Origin of the sequence: Cryobacterium sp. TMT3-29-2 (genome assembly GCF_004564305.1) — a bacterium.
Lineage (GTDB): Bacteria > Actinomycetota > Actinomycetes > Actinomycetales > Microbacteriaceae > Cryobacterium > Cryobacterium sinapicolor.
The window spans coordinates 17,004-35,225 of sequence record NZ_SOGK01000117.1 but is presented as its reverse complement, the minus strand read 5'-3'; the positions used below and the strand labels follow the sequence as shown (position 1 = coordinate 35,225).

The following is an 18,222-nucleotide window of genomic DNA, read 5'->3' as shown; positions in this document are numbered from 1 at the left end:
GGCAGCCGGACGGGAGCGTCCTGGTAGTCCCCGCCTACGCGTTCACGGATGCCGAAGGCGGCACCTGGTCGGTTCTCGCCGTCGAGGAATCGATGCTCGACTTCCGGGCTTTCTAGACCACCCTTTGAGCGCCGGGCGGCATCTGGACCAATCTGCAGCGGTACGGGGATTCCGAATTTCTCGCTGAAACGAAGCATCGCTATCCGGCGAAGACCACGGCGCAGGGGGCTGCGACTGACGAGCTTGCGCCTCCCTGTCTCCTAGGGTCCTATCACCGTTGCGGTCTCCACAGTGGTGCTTATCCTCGTTTTTGCCGTGGTGGCGCCGACGCGCGTGTCTCCCAGGTGCCGTGCAGGGCATGATCCCGTCGCAGCGGTGCTGGTGATCGTATGACTCGGCCAGATGCTGGGCGTCCAGCAGTGCGGGATCGATGCGTCCATCCCGGGACGGTGTCCCTGGCCATCGTGATCGTGAGCGACCAGCCCGACTGCTATGACAGCAGGCTCGCGGCCCACGGACGAGGCAAAACGATCTCGGATGAGAGCACCATGTCACGAATCAGAGTATCGGGAGGCCCTCAGCGGGCGAGGTGTCTCCGACAATCACGGTGGTGTCCTGATTCTTCCCCGCGCGCTTGGACCGGTACATCGCCTCATCGGCTTGCTCGAGTAACAGGTCGGGAGGAATGTGGTCGGGGACTCCGCCGAGATACAGGATGGTGCCGATACTCCCGGTAACCCGTTTTTGGCTCGCGCGCCCGGTGAGCGGCTCGCGGAGGACGGCATGCAGCCGTTGGACGACACGGTCAACCTCCTCGGGTTTTACATCCTCGCAGAGGACCACGAATTCGTCCCCCCCGAGTCGCCCTACGAGGTCACCATGACGCACGACCGATGACAGCCTGGATCCAATCTCGCTCAGCACGCTGTCGCCGGTGGCATGTCCCAGTTCATCGTTGATGAGTTTGAAACCGTCGAGATCGATCAGGAGAAGTGCGATCGAACGGCGGTTGAGTCGCGAGAGGGTCACCGCGTCGCTGAGGCGTTTGTGAATGAGGCGACGGGAGGCAAGGCCCGTGAGCTGGTCGATGAGCGTTAGTTGTTCCAGTTGTTGGTGGAGATGGATGCGTGTGAGTACCTGGGCGGACTGACGTGCGAGCGCTTCGTATAGCCCGATGTCGTCTGCTTCGAAGCTTCGTGACCGTGTGAAGGTACTGACCAGGACACCGAGCGGCGCTGCTTCATCCGACAACGGTACAGACACGAGTGTCTCCACCTGGGCGCTTCGCATCACTTCGGCGAGCCCTGATGACTCGGCCACAAGATCAGCGCGCGAAAGAATCCTCGTGCCCTCCATGCGGGCCAGTTCCCCGGCCGGCCCGTCGCCGGACAGATCGAGCAGTCCCAGAGCGGGATTCCCCGCTGTCAGGTCCAACTTCCCCTCAGCGTTCAGGAGGTACATCGAGACGTGAGACGCAGCGAACGCTTCACGGGTGATTTTTGTCAACTGATTTGACAGCGCGCTGTCGGTAGTGGCTTCGGACAACACTCTCGATGCGTTCTGTAGAACCCTTATCCGAGTTTCCGAAGCCTCCGCCTTGCGTTGGGCTGCGAGGAGCTCGCGCTCGTACATCTGACGCTCACTAGCATCGAAGACGGCCGTCCGGATGGTGACGGGTTCTCCATTTCCAGCGGTGGTCACGGTGCTGTTGATCATCATCGGCAGCGCGGTGCCGTTCGCGTGCCGGAACGACACCGCCACCTCTTTCACTTCACCTCGAAGGTGAAGCACCGAGAGATATCGTGTCTCGAACATCAACTGGCTGCCAGGTCGGAGGAACGAGACGAACGCATGACCGACGAGCTCCGCGTGCTGATACCCCGTCCACTTCAGCAGAGTCTTGTTTACTCGGATGATGATGCCGTCGATCGTTGTGGAGAGGTGCCCGCACGGCGCGTACTCATAGAGGTCCTCGAATAAGCTCTCGACCGCACGTTCGCCGCCGTCACTCATTTCAGGTAGGCAAGGATGGCATCCGCTAGAGCGTCGGGTGCCGACAGATTAGGGATGTGGCCGCTGGCAGCGAGAGTGACCAAGGAGCTCCCTGCTATCTGCTGGTGAACGTAGCGCGCCACGCCGGCGGGGGCGACGATGTCGGCGGAGCATTCAAGGATCAGAGTCGGCGTGGAGACCAGGGAGAGGTCCTCCCGATTGTCGGAAAGGAACGTGACACGAGCGAAATGGCGGGCGATCGTCGGGTCGGTGCTGCAGAAGTTCTCCGTCAGCTCATTTCCCAACTCCGGTCGGTCCGAGTTGCCCATCATCAGTGGTGCCATGTTCGACGACCAGCCGAAATAGTTCGAATCGAGATCATCCAACATTGAGTTGATGTCCTCGATCTCGAATCCGCCCTCATAGCCCGGCGCATTGATGTATCGAGGGGACGGGGTGACCAGTACGAGAGCGCCGAAGCGGGACGGGTCACGGTTCGCGGCGAGCACGCCGATCATTCCGCTAACAGAGTGGCCGACGTACACCACGTCGGTCACGTCCAGCTCATCAAGGATCTCGAGCAGGTCGTCCGCGTACCCGAGCAACGAGTCATACTTCCAAAAGCTGTAGGCAGACGCATCGGAACTTCCTGCTCCAACGTGGTCGAACACAATGACCTTGTAGTCCGCGAGGAAGGCCGGCGTCACAAATCGCCATGCGCTTTGATTGCACCCGAAGCCGTGTGCGAACACGATTGCACGGCCGTCCGGGTTGCCACTCACCGTCACATTGTTGCGCCGCGAGACCGCCGAGAGCACGTCACTGGCAGCAGTCGTCGGCTCGGTGGAGGGTGGCCCAGCTTCGATAAGCATGCGTGCGGCCTTCGCTGTTCGGTAGCCCGGCTGACAGCGTGTGTCCCGTGGCTTTGCGTCCCCGGCTCGCGCCGAGTTTGCCTGCATGATGAGCAAACGCCCATACTCCGCCTGACTCTATCAGGGGACCCAATCACACTGACCGCCAAGGGGTTCGACACCAGATGTGTCGATTCCGGGCGCTGCTCAGGTGCGGGGATTTCATGCCACGTTCGCTCGCGCTGCGGGAGAACGTCGATGACCGCAGGCCGGGTGTAGCAAGAGGATAATTCGGGAAGGCGGCTCTGTCACACGGGTTGTCACGCCACATGTTCGGTGTGGCGTTTATCTCTGCCGTTTTCTAGGAGTACCCATGTCCGCACGACCCTGGCTCATCACCGCAGCTCTCACGGTGGCCGCCATCACCCTTGTCGGCTGCGCCCAGCCCGCGACGGAGGCGAGCGTGCCACCGGCGGCGGAGCCGGTGCACTGGTCGTACGACGGCGCGAGCGGCCCGGCATCGTGGGCGGAGCTGGACCCCGGCTTCGTGGCCTGCGGCGTGGGCACCGCCCAGTCCCCGATCGACCTGCCCACGACTGTGCCCGCACCGAGCTCGGTCATCCAGCTGAGCGCGGAAGACGCGGAGGCCGATGTGTTCGACACCGGGCACGCGGTGGAATTCGAGGCCGACGGCGAGGGCGAGACGCTGACTTTTGCCGGGGTCGAGTACAGCCTGCAGCAGCTGCACGCTCACGTGCCGTCGGAGCACACCGTGAACGGACAGCCGGCGGCGGCCGAGCTGCACCTGGTGCATGCGGATTCGGCAGGCAAACTGCTGGTGCTGGGCATCCTCGTGACCGAGGGGCCGGAATCCGATGCCCTGGCGCCGTTCATCGACGCGGCCACGCATCTGGCTGACGACGAGGACGTGACAATGGATATCGCGGCCGTGCTGCCGCGGCCACTGGAGAACTACGAGTACTCGGGCAGCCTGACCACACCGCCGTGCACCGAGGACGTGCAGTGGGTCGTGATGAGCACGCCGATCTCGATGTCGGCGGAGCAGATCGGCATTCTCGAGGGCGCACATAGTCATAACGCCCGGCCGACGCAGCCGCTGGGGGGCCGGGATGTGGTTGGCGGATCCGCGGAGCTCGGGGTCGAGGGGTAGCGGTCGGGTCGCGCCGGGCCGGCGCGCCGGGGTTTCCGGACCCGTCCCAATGTGCCGGGGCCCCGAACTCACAAGATGCGTTTGTGGGCAAGATACAGTTTGCCAGCGGCATGGCTGCGCGCCGACAGGCTTGGCGGCCGACGACAAAATCGGGAGGAACGCACACTGCTAGGTTTGCGTCATGGACGAAATTTCAGTCCGCGACGAAATCGCAGCCTTCGTCGCCGAGCGTGATTGGGCGCAGTTCCACAGCCCCGAGAACCTGGCGAAGAGCATCGCCATCGAAGCCGGTGAACTACTCGAGTGCTATCAGTGGAACGCGGATGCCGACGCCGCCCGGGTCCACGATGAGCTTGCGGACGTGCTCACCTATTGCATCCTGCTGGCCGACCGCCTCGGAGTCGATCCGAACCAGATCGTTCTCGACAAACTGGCGAAAACCCGCGAGAAGTATCCAGTCGACAAAGCCCGGGGGCGCAGCGTCAAATATGACGCACTTTGAGATCGAGCGGCTCGACTTCACGAAAGAAGCGATCCGGGCCTGGGCGCCGCGCGACCACCGCAACACGAACTGGCCGGTCGTGTACGTTCTGGATGATGCCAAAGCCGGCGGCAAGCCCGCGGTCCGGGGTGGGCTGAACGACGTCTACGTGGGTGAGTCTCGTAATGCGGCGGGCCGCATGCGCCAACACTTCGAGTCGTCCGAGAAGCAGCACCTGAGCACGGTCCGGGTCATCGTTGACGCCACGTTCAACAAATCGGTCTGCCTCGACTTGGAGTCTTACCTGATTCGGATGCTCGCAGGCGACGGTTTCTACCGCGTGCTGAACCGCAACGACGGAATCACCGAGGCGGACTACTACGACCGCGGTCGGTACCGCGAGACCTTCCGTGAGGTGTTCGACGAACTCCGGCGAGACGGAGTCTTCACCCGGAGCATTCCGGAGATCGAAAACAGCGACCTCTTCAAGCTGTCACCATTCAAGGCGTTGTCACAGGACCAGGCCGTCGCCGTAGACGGCATTCTCGAGGGGCTCTTCGAAGATCTGGAGGCCGGCACCGACAGCACGATCGTCGTGCAGGGTGACCCGGGCACCGGTAAGACCGTGGTCGCCATCTACCTGCTCAAGCTGCTCGTCGACATTGCTGCTTCGGCGCCCGGCGACGAGGTGGACAGCGATTCGCTGTTCTCCGAGTTCTTCGTGCCGGGCTATCGGGAATTGCTCACCGACATTCGGATCGGCCTGGTGGTGCCGCAGCAGTCCCTCCGCGAGTCGATCAAGAAGGTGTTTCGCAAGACGCCCGGGCTGCGGCCGGACATGGTCATGACCGCGTTCGAGGTTGGTTTCGCCGATGAAGACTTCGACCTGCTCATTGTTGACGAATCCCATCGGCTGAATCAACGAGCCAATCAACCCTCTGGTGTCCAAAACAGGAACTTCAGCCTCATCACCCAGGAGCTCTTCGGGAGCGACGACAAGACCAAGACTCAGCTGGATTGGATCACGGCGAAGAGCAGACATCAGATCTTCCTGCTGGACGCGGCGCAGAGCGTGCGCCCGGCCGACGTGCCGGCAGAACTGCTGAACAGCCTCGTTCTCGACGCGCGCCTCACGAAACGTCACTATCCGCTGATGTCACAAATGCGAGTTCAGGCGGGTTCGGACTATGTCGGCTACGTCAGGCGCATCCTCGACGCGACGACCGCGATCAGCAGGCTGCAAGCCGTGGGTCCCGAGGTTTTCGAGGGCTACGACTTTCGGCTGTTCGACAGCCTTGTGGAGATGCGCGCGGAGATCCGTCGCAGGGATGCCGAGGTCGGCCTCTCACGCTTGCTCGCCGGCTACGCGTGGGCCTGGAAGACCAAGACCGACAAGACCGCGTTTGACATTGAGGTCGGCGACTGTCAGTTGCGCTGGAACAGCACGCAGACCGACTGGATTGCCTCACCGAAGTCCGTGGACGAAGTGGGCTCGATCCATACCGTGCAGGGGTATGACCTCAATTACGCCGGCGTGATCATCGGCCCGGACCTTCGCTACGACGCCAGGGTGAGCAAGCTGGTCATCGATCGGGGCTCGTACTTCGACAAGAAGGGCAAGGAGAACAATCCTGTGCTTGGCAAGATCTACACGGACGACGATCTCCTGCGCTTTATCACCAACATCTACGCGGTTCTACTGACGCGCGGCATTCGGGGGACCTATGTGTACGTTTGCGATCCGGAGCTTCGCGCCTATCTGCGGAAATTCATTCCGAGCACTGTTTAACTGGAACTTGCTGGTTCCCCGTTCTGGGGTGTTCGCCTGGTGATCGGCCAATCCCTGCCTCCAGTACGTTTCAAATAGGCGTGTCTGCACTCTCGTCGAGCGCTTTGAAATGGGGGATCAGATGATGAAACTTGGAAAGAAGAAACCGGAACCGGCGAAGACCCTTATCGACGGCCCATCGACCGCCGAAAAGAAGGGCGCCAAGCTGAATCTCAGTACCTGGATCCTCGGCGGGTTGGTCGCTTTCTTCGCTCTGATGTACGCCATCCTCGGTGGATTCCCCGCAATTCTCGTCATCCTGGGAATGGCTGCCCTCGTGACGGGTGTGTACGCGATCTCTGGTCGCCGACCGTGGGCATCCGTATCAGCCCGCAAGACAACTGCGATCGCGGTGGCTGCCAGCCTGATCCTCTTCATCTCAGGTGGGGTCGCTGCTGCGGCGCCCGGCGCAGTTGATACTGCTGTTGCCGAGCAGCCCACGGCTAGCGCGATACCGAGTGCGACCCCAAGCCCAACCCCTACCCCGACCAGATCACCGGGAACGGAATTCTCCGAAGAAGCACCGGTTGACCCCTCGACCGTCTCCGCTCCGACTGAGGTCGCATCAGTCGTCACCGCTGACACCAGCTCTACCGACACCACGGCGCTTGCGCTTCTGGCAACCATCCCCGTCAAAGGCAAGGCAGCGAAGACCGGCTACGAGCGCACCGGCATGTTCGGCTCCGCCTGGATCGACGTGGACCGCAACGGATGCGACACCCGTAACGACATCCTCGCTCGAGACTTGAGCCCTACGACCAAGTCGGGGACCTGTCGAGTGATGACCGGTTACCTCGTCTCGCCGTACACCGCCACGCCAATCGCCTTCGTTCGGGGTCAGGACACGTCAGCGTTGGTCCAGATCGATCATGTAGTCGCTCTCTCGAATGCGTGGCAGACGGGCGCTCAGCAGCTCACTCAGGCTCAACGCGTTTCTTTGGCGAACGATCCCATGAATCTCCTCGCCGTCGATGGTCGCTCCAACGCGCAAAAGGGCGATGGCGATACCGCCACCTGGTTGCCGTCGAACAAAGCAATCCGCTGTGGCTACGTCGCACGTCAGGTGTCCGTCAAAGCAACGTATGGTCTGTGGGTCACTCAGGCTGAGCACGACGCTATGACCAGCATCCTCGGCCCCTGCAGTGGTGAGATGGCACTGACCTCCTCGTTCACGCCGGCACCAGCTCCGGTTGTTATTGCCCCACCGGCACCGGCACCGGCTCCGGCTCCTGCACCCGCTCCGGCTCCTGCTCCTGCACCTGCACCTGCACCTGTCGGGGTCACCTACGCGAACTGCGACGCTGTGCGCGCTGCGGGAGCGGCACCGCTGTACGCGGGAGAACCGGGTTACGCACCCAAACTCGACCGCGACGGTGACGGCATCGGCTGCGATACCTGATGAATCACTGACTTCTGTCGAAACGGCTCTGGTGACTGAATTCGCGCCTTGGGCTGGAGCCGATCTGAAGAAGCCAGAGGGCGGGGCACGTCCGTGTTAGCGGCTGACCACATGAGTGTGCGGCAGGTCCCCGAACGCGACGTTCTGCTCAATGTCCAGGGTCAGCGCGTCATCCGCAAACTCGAGCGTGTACGTGCGCGAGAAGGGCGTTCCCACGTCGTGCGCCCGCACGACCAGAGTGCCGGGGGAGACCCACGCGCCGCTCGCCAGCACCCGGGCATCTGCGGACGCCAACCACTCGCCGTACCCGAAGGCCAGCGGCGTGCTCACACCGCCACGGATGATCGTGAGCAGCCCGGGCTCGAGAGTCGCCGCGGTCACCTCCGGATCGTCGAAGTCGAAGCGGATGCCGGCCGCCCGCGCCGCCGTCGGTGACGTGACGTCGCCGGTGACGGTCGGCATGGCGAGGGACGCCAGCGTTCCGCCCAGACCGGACTGCGTCTCGGGGAGTGGCTGGTCGGAGAACGCGGGCAACAGGTGCTCCCAGACGAGGTCGAGGGCGCGCTGCGCGGTCGGGAGCGCCGAGGTCAGCAGGATCACGGCATCCGTTTCTGGCAGCACCAGGCAGAACTGGCCGAAGGCACCCTCGGCCCGGTAGCCGGTCGGCTGGTTCAACCAGAACTGGTAGCCGTAGCCCTGGCGGCCGTCGACGTCGTGGTCGGTGCCCGATGTGTCCACCTGCGCCGAGGTGGCCTCGTCGATCCACTCCGCCGGAACGAGTTGCGTGCCGTTCCACTCGCCGCGTTGCAGCAGCAGCTGGCCGAAGGTCGCGAGCTGCTCGGTCGTGAGGGCGAGCCCCCAGCCGCCGGCATCGATTCCGCGCGGGCAGCTCTCCCAGGTGGCGCCGACGATGCCGAGCGGCTCGAACAGTCGAGGGGTGAGGTAGTCGAGCAAGCGCTCTCCGGTGAGCCGCTGCAGGATCGCCGAAAGCAGGTAGCTCGCGCCACTGTTATAGACGTAGTGGGTGCCCGGCGTGAACTCGAGGGGCTGGGCCAGGATGGTGCGCGCCCAGTTGTCGCCGGGCGAGTCGTCGGCGAGCGACACGGTGTCGGTCGGATGCCCCGTGGTCATAGTGAGCAAGTGGCGCACGTTCAGAACCGCCAGATGGGGGTCGATCTGGGCGGGCAGGTCCTCGGGGAGCAGGTCGACGACGAGGCCGTCGAGCGTGAGCAGTCCCTCACGGATGGCCAGCCCGACGGCGGTCGAGGTGAAGCTCTTGCTCACCGAGAACATGAGGTGCGGATGTTGCGCCGCGAAGGGATACCACCAGCCCTCAGCGATGACGCGGCCGTGTCGAACGACCATCAGGCTGTGCAGGCTCTCGAGCAGTAGCTCCGCCCCGGCGACGAAATCGAGAATGGCGGTGGAGGAGATTCCCTCGGCTTCGGGGGTGCTGCGCGGGAGCGGGGTCATGGTCCAATTCTGCAGGATGCGATGTGTTGGCTCTATCCGGCAGCCGCTCAGACCCTAACTGGGGTATGTACAGTCCGGACCCCTATTGACAGGCTCTTCAAGATCTCGCCACCGACACCTAGCGGCGGCCTGGTCTTGCTCGGAGGAACTTGCACCTTCGAGAAACCCGACTAGCTAAAGGCCACTGTCTTGATTCCTGTCAAATTTCGTGTTGGTGCGATCACAGCCCTGAGCGCCATTATTCTCGCTGTGTGCGTTTCACCTGCTTCTGCCGCCACTAACTCGCTCACGATCACCCCCACCGAGTGGAACGTCGTCGGGTTGGACAGCAACAGTGTTACGTCAGGGCCCAACCAGTTTTCGGTTGGTGCCAAGGTATGCAACGTAACCGGCGTGGCGGTTACCGGTGTTGACGTGTCATGGAATTGGACGACTGCCAATACCTACATCAATCTCGACAGCACTGCGACGAAAAATCTTCCCTCTATCGCTGCCAATTCGTGTACCAAGCTATGGTGGACGGTCGAGATCACACGCAATGCGGCGGCCTACAACGCCAAACGCGGCTTCACGATTTCGGCTGCGGCCGCGGGAGTCACCACCGTGAGCACCCCGACGACACGCGAGATTTACGTAGAGAAGCTCGTCTCTCAAAACCGCAACGCAGTGACCTCGGTGACGGGACCGACAAATGTTGTTGTCGGTCAAACAGTCAGCTACTCGCTGACGGGAAAGACTGCCACGCAGGGTTACGAGCAACTGTCCGCTGGGCCCTCGCTTGACGGCACCATTTTTGAAATCCTGTCCGTGATTGGCACCTATACGCAGCCAGAAACAGGTGCCGGCGGGCCGCCGACCGCCGGTTTCTACGCTGACGCCTGCACATGGGACCCGGTTACGACGAGTGGGTCCTATCGGTCCTGTTTAGGGACGGGCAAGGCAGGCGGCAACTCGATTGTGGTCACGGTCACGGCCTTGGTAAAAGCTCCAGGTACCGGTCTCGTCAATGCAAACATCTACGACTATTCGGGCTCCTCATACCACTACAACTCCGATCTCGGAACGTATACCAAGTCCGTCACCGCCACGAACNTCGGAACGTATACCAAGTCCGTCACCGCCACGAACCCGGTGGTTCCGTCTTCGCCGGTGGCTGTTGATGATGGGCCGTTTGCGGTGACGTCTGGGGTGGCCCGGATGGTTGATGTTCCGGCGAATGACACGGATGTTGATGGCGACCTGGATCTGACCTCCGTCGTGGTCACGACGCCGCCCGTTCACGGGACGACGTCGGTCAACGCGACCACGGGTGTTGTCACCTATACGCCGTCGGGGTCGTATGTTGGCTCGGACTCGTTCGAGTACAGAATTTGTGATGGGCGACCGGTGTGTGACACTGCCACGGTGACTTTCAACGTCACGGCAGTTCCGGTGGTTCCGGTGGTTCCGTCTCCGCCGGTGGCTGTTGATGACAGCTCGCCGGCCGTCTCCGGTGTCACCGTGGTGTTTGATGTCGCGGACAACGATTCGGACGACGACGGAAATCTCGATGTCACGACCGTGTCGGTGACTGTGGTGCCATCACACGGTGCCGTCTCGGTCGACCCTGCTTCTGGTGAGATCAGGTACACCGCGGACTCGTTGTACACAGGGACCGATACGTTTACGTATGAGATCTGCGACACCACAGACCGTTGCGACACCGCAATCGTCACAGTCAGGGTTACGGCTCCTCCGGCAACCAGTACGCCACCAGTTGCTGCAGACAACGACGTGACCACGACTACCGGCAAACCAGTAGTCGTCGATGTCCTCGGCAATGACACTGACCGTGATGGTGATCTTGACCCCACTTCGGTCTCGATCGTTGCCGGACCCAGCCACGGCACCGTCGATGTTGACCCTGATGCCGGAGAGGTAACCTATTCGCCCGACTCCGGCTACACCGGCACCGACTCCTTCACCTACAAAGTGTGTGACGTTGACGGCAATTGCGACACCGCCACTGTCACAGTGAAAGTCGGCGTGGTAGCAGGCCTGGTAGTCGGCCCGCCAGTCGATGCTGGTCGATCTCTCGCAGTCACGGGCGCCGACTCTGGCCAACCGATAATTCTTGCGACTCTGCTCTTCCTGACGGGACTACTCCTCGCCCGCAAACGCCGTCGATCCATCTGAGGAAGCCTGCTTCGAGAGGATCGGTTCACAACGCACCAGGCGATAACCCAAGATGAGTGCCGTTTGAGAAATTTGAAGTGGGGCAGGATGGTTTGATGAAGATATTCAACCCTCCACGCACGAATCTGCAGGCATCCAATGTCATCCTCGGGATGATGAGGATCTCGGACATGGACGATCAGGGGATCCGCGCCCTCGTCGGCACCGCTCGGGATGCCGGCATCAATTTCTTTGATCACGCCGATATCTACGGTGGCGCGCACGGCTGCGAAAAGCGGTTCGGTGACGCGGTCACGTTCACGGACGTAGAGCGTGAGGCGGTCATCATCCAGTCAAAGGTCGGCATCCGTCAGGGCTTTTTCGATTTCTCCAAGGAGCACATCCTCCGCTCGGTCGACGAGTCTCTCGCGGCGCTGAACGTCGACTACCTGGACATTTTGCTGCTGCACCGTCCGGACACTCTGGTCGAACCCGAGGATGTTGCCGCGGCGTTCGACGCGCTGCACGCCGCGGGAAAGGTGCGCAACTTCGGTGTCTCCAACCAGACGCCCGGGGTGATCGAACTGCTCAAGCGTTCGGTCGACCAGCCGCTGGCCTTCAACCAGGTGCAGCTGAGCATCACCCACGCGCCGGTGATCGCTCAGGGAGTCGCGGCCAACATGGCCGGACTGGAGCAGTCCGTTGTGCGGGACAACGGGCTCCTCGAGTACAGCAGACTGAACGACATCACCCTGCAGGCCTGGTCGCCGTTCCAGAGCGGCAGCTTCGACGGCGTGTTCGTGGGCGACCGGGAGAATTACGGCCCGCTCAATGACGCCCTCGATGACATCGCCGCCGCCCACGGGGTCACGCCGACGGGGATCGCGGTTGCCTGGATCACCCGGCACCCGGCCAACATTCAGGTGGTTCTGGGGACGACCCGGCCGGCCCGAGTGGTGGAGTCTGCCGCAGGGTCCGAGATTGCGCTCAGTCGTGAGGAGTGGTATCGCCTTTTCACGGCCGCTGGGCACGTCCTCCCGTAAACACGAGGGCGGCCGGGCCTAAACTGCGAGCATGTTCAACTCCCTGCGCGTGAAATTCAGAGGCCGATCGGTGTGAAAGCCGTCGTCTACGACCGGTACGGCCCGCCAGACGTGTTGCGGATCGAGGACATACCGGTGCCATCGCCTGGCCCGAATCAGGTGCTCGTGGAGGTTGTCGCGGCATCCGTCAATCTGTCGGATTGGGAGGGATTGCGGGGGTCACCGTTCTACTCCCGGATCGGGGGACTCCGCGCCCCCAAGCGCCGGGTGCTCGGTTCCGATATAGCGGGACGTGTCGCCGCTGTCGGCGCCGGCGTGACTCGGTTCCACGTCGGCGATGAGGTGTACGGCGACAACCTGGCCCTGATGGGCGGGTTCGCCGAGTATGCCGTGGCGCCCGACGCGATGCTGGCGCACAAGCCGGAGGGGCTCACGTTCGTCGAGGCCTCGACGCTGCCGCAGGCGGGCGCGATCGCTCTCAGGGGCATGGCTCGAGTTCGGCCGGGGCAGCGCGTTTTGGTCAACGGTGCCGGTGGCGGATCGGGTACGTTCGCGATCCAGCTCGCCGCCCTCGCCGGGGCGCACGTGACAGGTGTCGACAATGCGGAAAAGCTTGACTACCTTCGCGAGCTCGGCGTCGATGACGTGGTTGACTACCGCCGCACGGACTTCACGAGGCTCGAACCGTTCGACCTCGTGTTCGATCTCGTCGCCCACCGAACCGTCTTCGCCTACCGGCGGGCGCTGGCTCCGGGCGGCCGCTATTCCTGCGTCGGTGGAGCAGTGCCGACACTGCTGGCTGTTGCCACGATCGGCGCTGCGCTCGGCCTGCTGTCCCGGCGCCGGATGGGTGTTCTTGCCGTCAGGGAGGGACCGGCCCACTTCGTGCCCGCGGCCGACCTGTGTCTCGCCGGCGACCTCCGCATTAGAGTCGACCGCACCTTCAGACTCGACGAAGTGCCGCAGGCACTCGCCTACGTCGGCGAGGGGCGGGCGCTCGGCAAGGTGGTCATCACCCCGCAGCACCACGAAGAAACCCGGCGGCCGGCGACGAGCTGAGCGCCCTGAGTGGGTCGCGCAGTTTGTCGGCCGTGCCGCCGGGCTTCAACCGTAGCGGTGGGGCAGGAACGGTGCCGGTGTTAGACGGACGGGGTCTGCCCCGCGTGCTTCGCTTCGTCGCGCACCTCTCCGGCCGCATCGGCGGTCTCGGACTTGACGGTGTCCGCTGCGTCGGTGGCCGTGCCCTGCACGGCCTCCGCTGCGTCGCTGAGCGGCTGCTTAAGGTTTTCGGCGACCTGCTTCGCGGCGTCGGTCACCTCGTGGACCAGCGGCTCAGCGGCTTCGGAGACATTCCCGGCGATTCGCTTCTCGGTGGAGCTCGCCGGAACCAGCGACGAGGCCAGCCAGCCGACACCGAAAGCGATCAGGCCGATGGCCAGGGGGTTGCCCTTCGCCTTCTGGGCGGCCTGGTGTGCGACGCCGGAGGCGTTATCGGCCACTCCAGTCAGGGAATCGCTGGCGTCGGATGCCGAGCCCATCAACTTGTCCTTCACAGAGCCCACGGCCCCTTTCACCTTGTCGGCCTGGCGTTGCATGATTTTGTCCGGCGTGACCTTGTCAGCCAGAGCGTCGACGTCGCTTCCGAGTTCGCGGCGGGTCTTTTCGATCTCGGCGCGGAGAACATCCGGATCGGTGGTCGAGCTGGAAGTGAAGTCGGTGCTCATCGGTTTTCCTCATTTCTTTTGAGTGCGTCTGGAATGTGCTTCAAAGAGTCGACGGTGCGCGGCGCGCCCTGAACGGTCTTGAGTTCCTTACGGCCCAGGACGTACAGCACGGCGGCCACGATTCCCCAGACCACGGCGACGATGAACGCCGCCCAGGCGATGTCGATGACCTGGCCGAGTCCCCACCAGGCCGCGAACGACAGGAAGAGAACGGTGAGGTGGCCGGCATACCCGGCCCCCCCGACCAGACCGGCGCCCTTTCCGGCGCGGGTGGCGGACTGACGGACTTCCGCCTTGGCCAGCGCGACCTCCTGGCGCATGAGCGTGGACACGTCACGCGTGACCTCCCCGAGCAGGTCGCCCAGGGAGGTCTCGGCAGCCTTGCGTTCGGATGGGGTGTGCAGGTCGGTCATCGCGGAGTCCCATCGAAACCGGCGTTGACGGAGTGGAACTCGGGGTTGGAACCGTATCCGGCGGTGGTTCCCGCGGCGTAGTCGGCGCTGGTGCTGTAGTCGGTGTTGACGGCGGTGTGACCGGGGGCGACCGTGGTCTCCTCGGCCGCATCCTCGGCAGCGTCCTTCTTCTCCTCGACCACTCCGCGCGTGAGCCGCCCGGCGAGGACGCCTGCCACAGCGGCGATGGCAATAAAGGTTCCGGGCTTGCGCCGGGCGTAGTCCTTGACCTCCGTGAGGAGGGAGCCTGGGTCGCGCTGGTCCAGCCAGTCCGCGATGCCGGTGGCGCGCGTCGCGGCCTGTTCGATGAGGTCGCTGGCCACTCCCTGGGTTTCGGATGCCCCGGCCATCGCACCGAACTCGTCGGCGAGCGATCGGATGCCCGACGCGACCCGCTTCTGCTGGGACGCGGCCTGGTCGGTGAGTTCCGTCTGGGTCTCCTGGTAGAGGTCCTTGGCCTGCTTCTTGGCCTCGGAGCCGACCTTGTGGAGCTCCTGCTTGGTGACGCCGGCGACGTGCTGGCCCGCGGCGACCGAGGTGTCCTTGACGTCGGCGGCCCGGTCTGCGGCGGTGGGGCTCTGGCCCGCAGCGGCGGGGGCCGCACTGCCACCGAAAGAGGTGGTCTGTGTGTCGGTGTTGAAGTCAAATCCGGCGTTGCCGGGGGCGTATGTTGGGTCGGCGTTGGACATGGCTCTCCTTCGAAAAGTGGACGGGCCCGTCGACGACCGCCGACGGAATTCCCAGGTCGCACCTATCATGAACGGGCAACCCAAGGCCGTGCAAGCTACCTGAGAATAGTGACGAATTCTGCCAGCGTGCGTGACGAAACGGGGATTAATTACGTCAGGGAGCGCGAATCTCGCACCGCACGGGACACCTAGTAGGAGCCGCCCTCGACTTCATCCGATCCCGGGATCCAGCGAGCAGCGAGCGCTTCCGACTGGCGGGCGAGAACGGCAACATCCGCTCCGACGAGTACGAAGTCGGCTCCGGCGTTCAGGTAGCTCTGCGCCACGGCCGGGTCGAAAGCGTTGACCCCGACGTGCTTGCCCGCCGCATGCACCGCACGGAAGGCGCGCAGCACGGCTTGTGTCACATCGGGATGTGTCTGCTGCCCGATCAGGCCCATGGAGGCGGCAAGGTCGCTGGGGCCGACGAAGACTCCGGCCACCCCGTCGACCGCTGCGATCTGGCCGGCGGCTTCGACCGCGGCGCTCGTCTCCACCTGCACGAACAGGGCCACATGGTCGTCGGCGTTGTCGAGATAGCCGGGCACGCGGTTCCAGCGGGCGGATCGGGCCAGCGCCGAACCGACACCGCGGCGCCCGCGCGGGGGATAACGGATGGCCTCGACGGCCAGACGCGCCTCGTCGGACGAATTCACCATGGGCACCAGGATGTTCTGGGCGCCGAGGTCCAGCACCTGCTTGATCGTGACCAGATCATTGGCCGGAACCCGCACCAGCGTCGACACGGGATAGCCGGATGTGGCGTGCAGCTGTGCCAGCACGGATTCGAGGCCGTTGGGGGAGTGCTCCATGTCGAGCAGGAGCCAGTCGAGGCCGGCACCGGCGCAGATCTCGGCGACGATCGGAGAGCCCGAACAGAGCCACATCCCGGCGAGCGGGCGGGATGCTCCGCTCAGGACCTCACGGAACGTCGGGTTCAGACGAAACGGCATGAGATCGTCCCCATCGGTCCGTAGTCGGCCAGAACCGAGTCTCCAGGATGCACCCACATCGGGCGGGTGAACGAGCCTGCGAGCACGATCTCGCCCGCCTCGAGGCGGTCGCCATGCTGGGCGAGTTTGTTCGCCAGCCAGACCACGCCGTTCGCCGGGTGATTCAGCACGGCGGCGGCCACCCCGGTCTCCTCGATGGTCTCGTTGCGGTAGAGCAGCGCTGAGACCCAACGGAGGTCGACCGCGTCGACCGCGGTCGGGTTGCCGCCGTGAACCATGCCACCCATCGCCGCGTTGTCGCTGATCGTGTCCACAATCGTGCGACCGGGCATCTCGATGCGCGAGGAGAGGATCTCCAGGGCCGGCACGACGTACTCCGTGGCACGGAGCACATCGAAGATCGTGGCGTTCGGCCCGACGATGGGCGCGCCGAGCACGAATGCGAGTTCGACCTCAATGCGCACATTGGAGAACCGGGCGTGCTCGATCACCGAACCGTTCTCGAAGACCATGTCATCGAAAATGGCGCCGTAGTCGGGTTCGGTGATGCCCGTGGCCACTTGCATCACCTTCGAGGTCAACCCGATTTTTCGGCCGACGAGCCGCCGACCGGCCTCGACACCGCGTCGGCGCCACTCGTTCTGCACGGCGTAGGAATCTTCGACGGTCATCTCGGGGTGACGTAGGGTCAGGCGCGGCACCATCGCCCTGTCGCGTTCCGCCGCGGCGAGTTCGTCCGCGATCGCGATGATTGTTTCCGGGGGCAGCATAGTGTCCTTCTTCTCGCGTCGGCCGTTGTTAAAGCTGGATACCGAGCTTGTACTCGCCCTGCTTCCACGTGGGCATCGACTCGTCGTCGCCCTTGCGAGTGTAGGAGAAGCCGTCGGCCCCGATGGTCACCGCAAGCTCACTTTCGTCGGTACGTGCGATCACAGGCTGCGGGTTGCCGTCGAGGTCGAGCACCAGTGACGCGTCGGTGTACCAGCTCGGCACGACCGGGGTGCCCCACCAGTCACGGCGCTGGTTGTCGTGCACGTCCCAGGTCACGACCGGGTTGTCGGGGTCGCCGGTGTAGTAGTCCTGGGTGTAGATCTCGACCCGGTGGCCGTCGGGGTCGCGCAGATAGAGGTAGAAGGCGTTCGAGACGCCGTGGCGGCCCGGGCCGCGTTCGATCGCATCGGACCGGCGCAGGGCGCCGAGCTTGTCGCAGATGGCGATGATGTTGTGCTTCTCGTGGGTGGCGAAGGCGACGTGGTGCATCCGCGGGCCGTCGCCGCCGGTCATGGCCGTGTCGTGCACCGTCGGCTTGCGGCGCATCCAGGCGGCGTAGACGGTGCCTGCCTCATCCTGGATGTCCTCGGTGACCCGGAACCCCAGGTCCTCCATATATGCGACGGCGCGCGGCACGTCGGGGGTGACCTGGTTGAAATGGTCCAGTCGGACAAGGGCGCCCGGTGTGTACAGGTCGTAGCGCCAGGCGAGGCGTTCGACGTGCTCGACGTCGTAGAAGAACTCGTAGGGGAACCCGAGCGGGTCCTCGACCCGAACCGAGTCGCCGATGCCCTTGGTCCAGCCGTCTGGCCGGCGCTCGACGCGGCAGCCGAGTTCGGTGTAGAAGGCGACGGCCTTGTCGAGGTCTTCCGGCGACCGCACCCGGTAGGAGAAGGCGGCGACCGCTGCGACCGGCCCCTGACGCAGCACCAGGTTGTGGTGGATGAATTCCTCGAAGCTGCGCAGGTAGACGGCATTCTCATCCTCCTCGGTGACGATGAGGTCGAGAACGTCGACGTAGAACTTCCGGGAGGCGGCGAGGTCGGTGACGACGAGTTCCATGTAGGCGCAGCGGAGCACATCGGGCGCCGGAGCCTGGGGAGTGGGGACGGGATTCGTCGAGCGCACCGGGTTGGCGGCGGTGACGACGGGTTCGGGAGATTCGGGGGTGATGGTCATGTCAGATCCTTAGCGTCAATGCG

At 63.9% G+C, this 18,222-nt stretch carries 16 protein-coding genes and 1 riboswitch; of the genes, 7 read left to right on the top strand and 9 right to left on the bottom strand.

The window, feature by feature from the left end; genetic code table 11:
* Positions 1 to 558: 558 nt before the first annotated feature.
* Together E3O67_RS13560 and E3O67_RS13555 are read right to left on the bottom strand one after the other, a co-directional pair.
* Positions 559 to 2,013, bottom strand: coding sequence for a diguanylate cyclase domain-containing protein (locus tag E3O67_RS13560; RefSeq protein WP_135102938.1), 1,455 nt, complete (start codon positions 2,011 to 2,013; stop codon positions 559 to 561).
* The gene (locus E3O67_RS13555; RefSeq protein ID WP_174776841.1) at positions 2,010 to 2,810 is read right to left on the bottom strand and encodes an alpha/beta fold hydrolase; all 801 of its coding nucleotides are present in this window, start codon (positions 2,808 to 2,810) and stop codon (positions 2,010 to 2,012) included. Before E3O67_RS13555 ends, E3O67_RS13560 begins: the two co-directional genes overlap by 4 nt.
* 71 nt (positions 2,811 to 2,881) lie before the next feature.
* A riboswitch (cyclic di-GMP riboswitch) is annotated at positions 2,882 to 2,956 on the bottom strand.
* Positions 2,957 to 3,216: 260 nt separating this feature from the next.
* Between E3O67_RS13555 and E3O67_RS13550 the strand changes: the two genes are divergently transcribed.
* The 4 genes from E3O67_RS13550 (at position 3,217) to E3O67_RS13535 (ending at position 7,722) form a co-directional block, all read left to right on the top strand.
* A complete protein-coding gene (locus E3O67_RS13550; RefSeq protein ID WP_135102936.1) occupies positions 3,217 to 4,014 on the top strand; it encodes a carbonic anhydrase in 798 nt (265 codons plus the stop codon).
* A 181-nt stretch (positions 4,015 to 4,195) separates the two neighbouring features.
* Positions 4,196 to 4,516: a nucleotide pyrophosphohydrolase gene (locus tag E3O67_RS13545; RefSeq protein WP_134393607.1), complete on the top strand. Its 321-nt coding sequence runs from the start codon at positions 4,196 to 4,198 to the stop codon at positions 4,514 to 4,516.
* Complete coding sequence (locus tag E3O67_RS13540; RefSeq protein ID WP_135102935.1) at positions 4,503 to 6,284, top strand: DUF2075 domain-containing protein; 1,782 nt, start codon at positions 4,503 to 4,505, stop codon at positions 6,282 to 6,284. Before E3O67_RS13545 ends, E3O67_RS13540 begins: the two co-directional genes overlap by 14 nt.
* A 121-nt stretch (positions 6,285 to 6,405) precedes the next feature.
* Positions 6,406 to 7,722, top strand: coding sequence for a DUF1524 domain-containing protein (locus E3O67_RS13535; RefSeq protein WP_241979152.1), 1,317 nt, complete (start codon positions 6,406 to 6,408; stop codon positions 7,720 to 7,722).
* 96 nt (positions 7,723 to 7,818) lie between these two features.
* Here the strand turns inward: E3O67_RS13535 and E3O67_RS13530 are convergent, their stop codons facing one another.
* Positions 7,819 to 9,195, bottom strand: coding sequence for a serine hydrolase (locus E3O67_RS13530; protein WP_135102934.1), 1,377 nt, complete (start codon positions 9,193 to 9,195; stop codon positions 7,819 to 7,821).
* A 189-nt stretch (positions 9,196 to 9,384) separates the two neighbouring features.
* On the opposite strand from E3O67_RS13530, the gene E3O67_RS13525 reads away from it, so the two are divergent.
* From E3O67_RS13525 to E3O67_RS13515, 3 genes are all read left to right on the top strand, one after another.
* Positions 9,385 to 11,370 (top strand): Ig-like domain-containing protein, encoded by a 1,986-nt coding sequence (locus E3O67_RS13525; protein WP_135102933.1) that lies wholly within the window; start codon positions 9,385 to 9,387, stop codon positions 11,368 to 11,370.
* 95 nt (positions 11,371 to 11,465) lie between these two features.
* Positions 11,466 to 12,392: an aldo/keto reductase family oxidoreductase gene (locus tag E3O67_RS13520; RefSeq protein ID WP_134426881.1), complete on the top strand. Its 927-nt coding sequence runs from the start codon at positions 11,466 to 11,468 to the stop codon at positions 12,390 to 12,392.
* Between the two features lie 135 nt (positions 12,393 to 12,527).
* Positions 12,528 to 13,451 carry an NAD(P)-dependent alcohol dehydrogenase gene (locus tag E3O67_RS13515; protein WP_241982186.1) on the top strand — a complete coding sequence of 308 codons (924 nt, stop codon included), beginning with the start codon at positions 12,528 to 12,530 and terminating at the stop codon, positions 13,449 to 13,451.
* An 80-nt stretch (positions 13,452 to 13,531) separates the two neighbouring features.
* On the opposite strand, the gene E3O67_RS13510 is transcribed toward E3O67_RS13515, so the two are convergent.
* The 6 genes from E3O67_RS13510 to hpaD all read right to left on the bottom strand — a co-directional run bounded on the left by E3O67_RS13510 (position 13,532) and on the right by hpaD (position 18,199).
* Positions 13,532 to 14,116 (bottom strand): DUF3618 domain-containing protein, encoded by a 585-nt coding sequence (locus E3O67_RS13510; RefSeq protein ID WP_135102931.1) that lies wholly within the window; start codon positions 14,114 to 14,116, stop codon positions 13,532 to 13,534.
* The gene (locus E3O67_RS13505; protein WP_134426875.1) at positions 14,113 to 14,529 is read right to left on the bottom strand and encodes a phage holin family protein; all 417 of its coding nucleotides are present in this window, start codon (positions 14,527 to 14,529) and stop codon (positions 14,113 to 14,115) included. The genes E3O67_RS13510 and E3O67_RS13505 overlap by 4 nt, the downstream gene beginning before the upstream one ends.
* Entirely contained in the window at positions 14,526 to 15,257 is a 732-nt protein-coding gene (locus E3O67_RS13500) for a hypothetical protein (protein ID WP_135102930.1), read from the bottom strand. Before E3O67_RS13500 ends, E3O67_RS13505 begins: the two co-directional genes overlap by 4 nt.
* Before the next feature lie 188 nt (positions 15,258 to 15,445).
* Positions 15,446 to 16,249: an HpcH/HpaI aldolase/citrate lyase family protein gene (locus E3O67_RS13495; protein WP_134426871.1), complete on the bottom strand. Its 804-nt coding sequence runs from the start codon at positions 16,247 to 16,249 to the stop codon at positions 15,446 to 15,448.
* Positions 16,234 to 17,019, bottom strand: coding sequence for a 2-oxo-hept-4-ene-1,7-dioate hydratase (hpaH, locus tag E3O67_RS13490; protein WP_135102929.1), 786 nt, complete (start codon positions 17,017 to 17,019; stop codon positions 16,234 to 16,236). The genes E3O67_RS13495 and hpaH overlap by 16 nt, the downstream gene beginning before the upstream one ends.
* A gap of 28 nt (positions 17,020 to 17,047) precedes the next feature.
* A complete protein-coding gene (gene hpaD / locus E3O67_RS13485; RefSeq protein ID WP_135102928.1) occupies positions 17,048 to 18,199 on the bottom strand; it encodes a 3,4-dihydroxyphenylacetate 2,3-dioxygenase in 1,152 nt (383 codons plus the stop codon).
* Between the last annotated feature and the right edge of the window lie 23 nt (positions 18,200 to 18,222).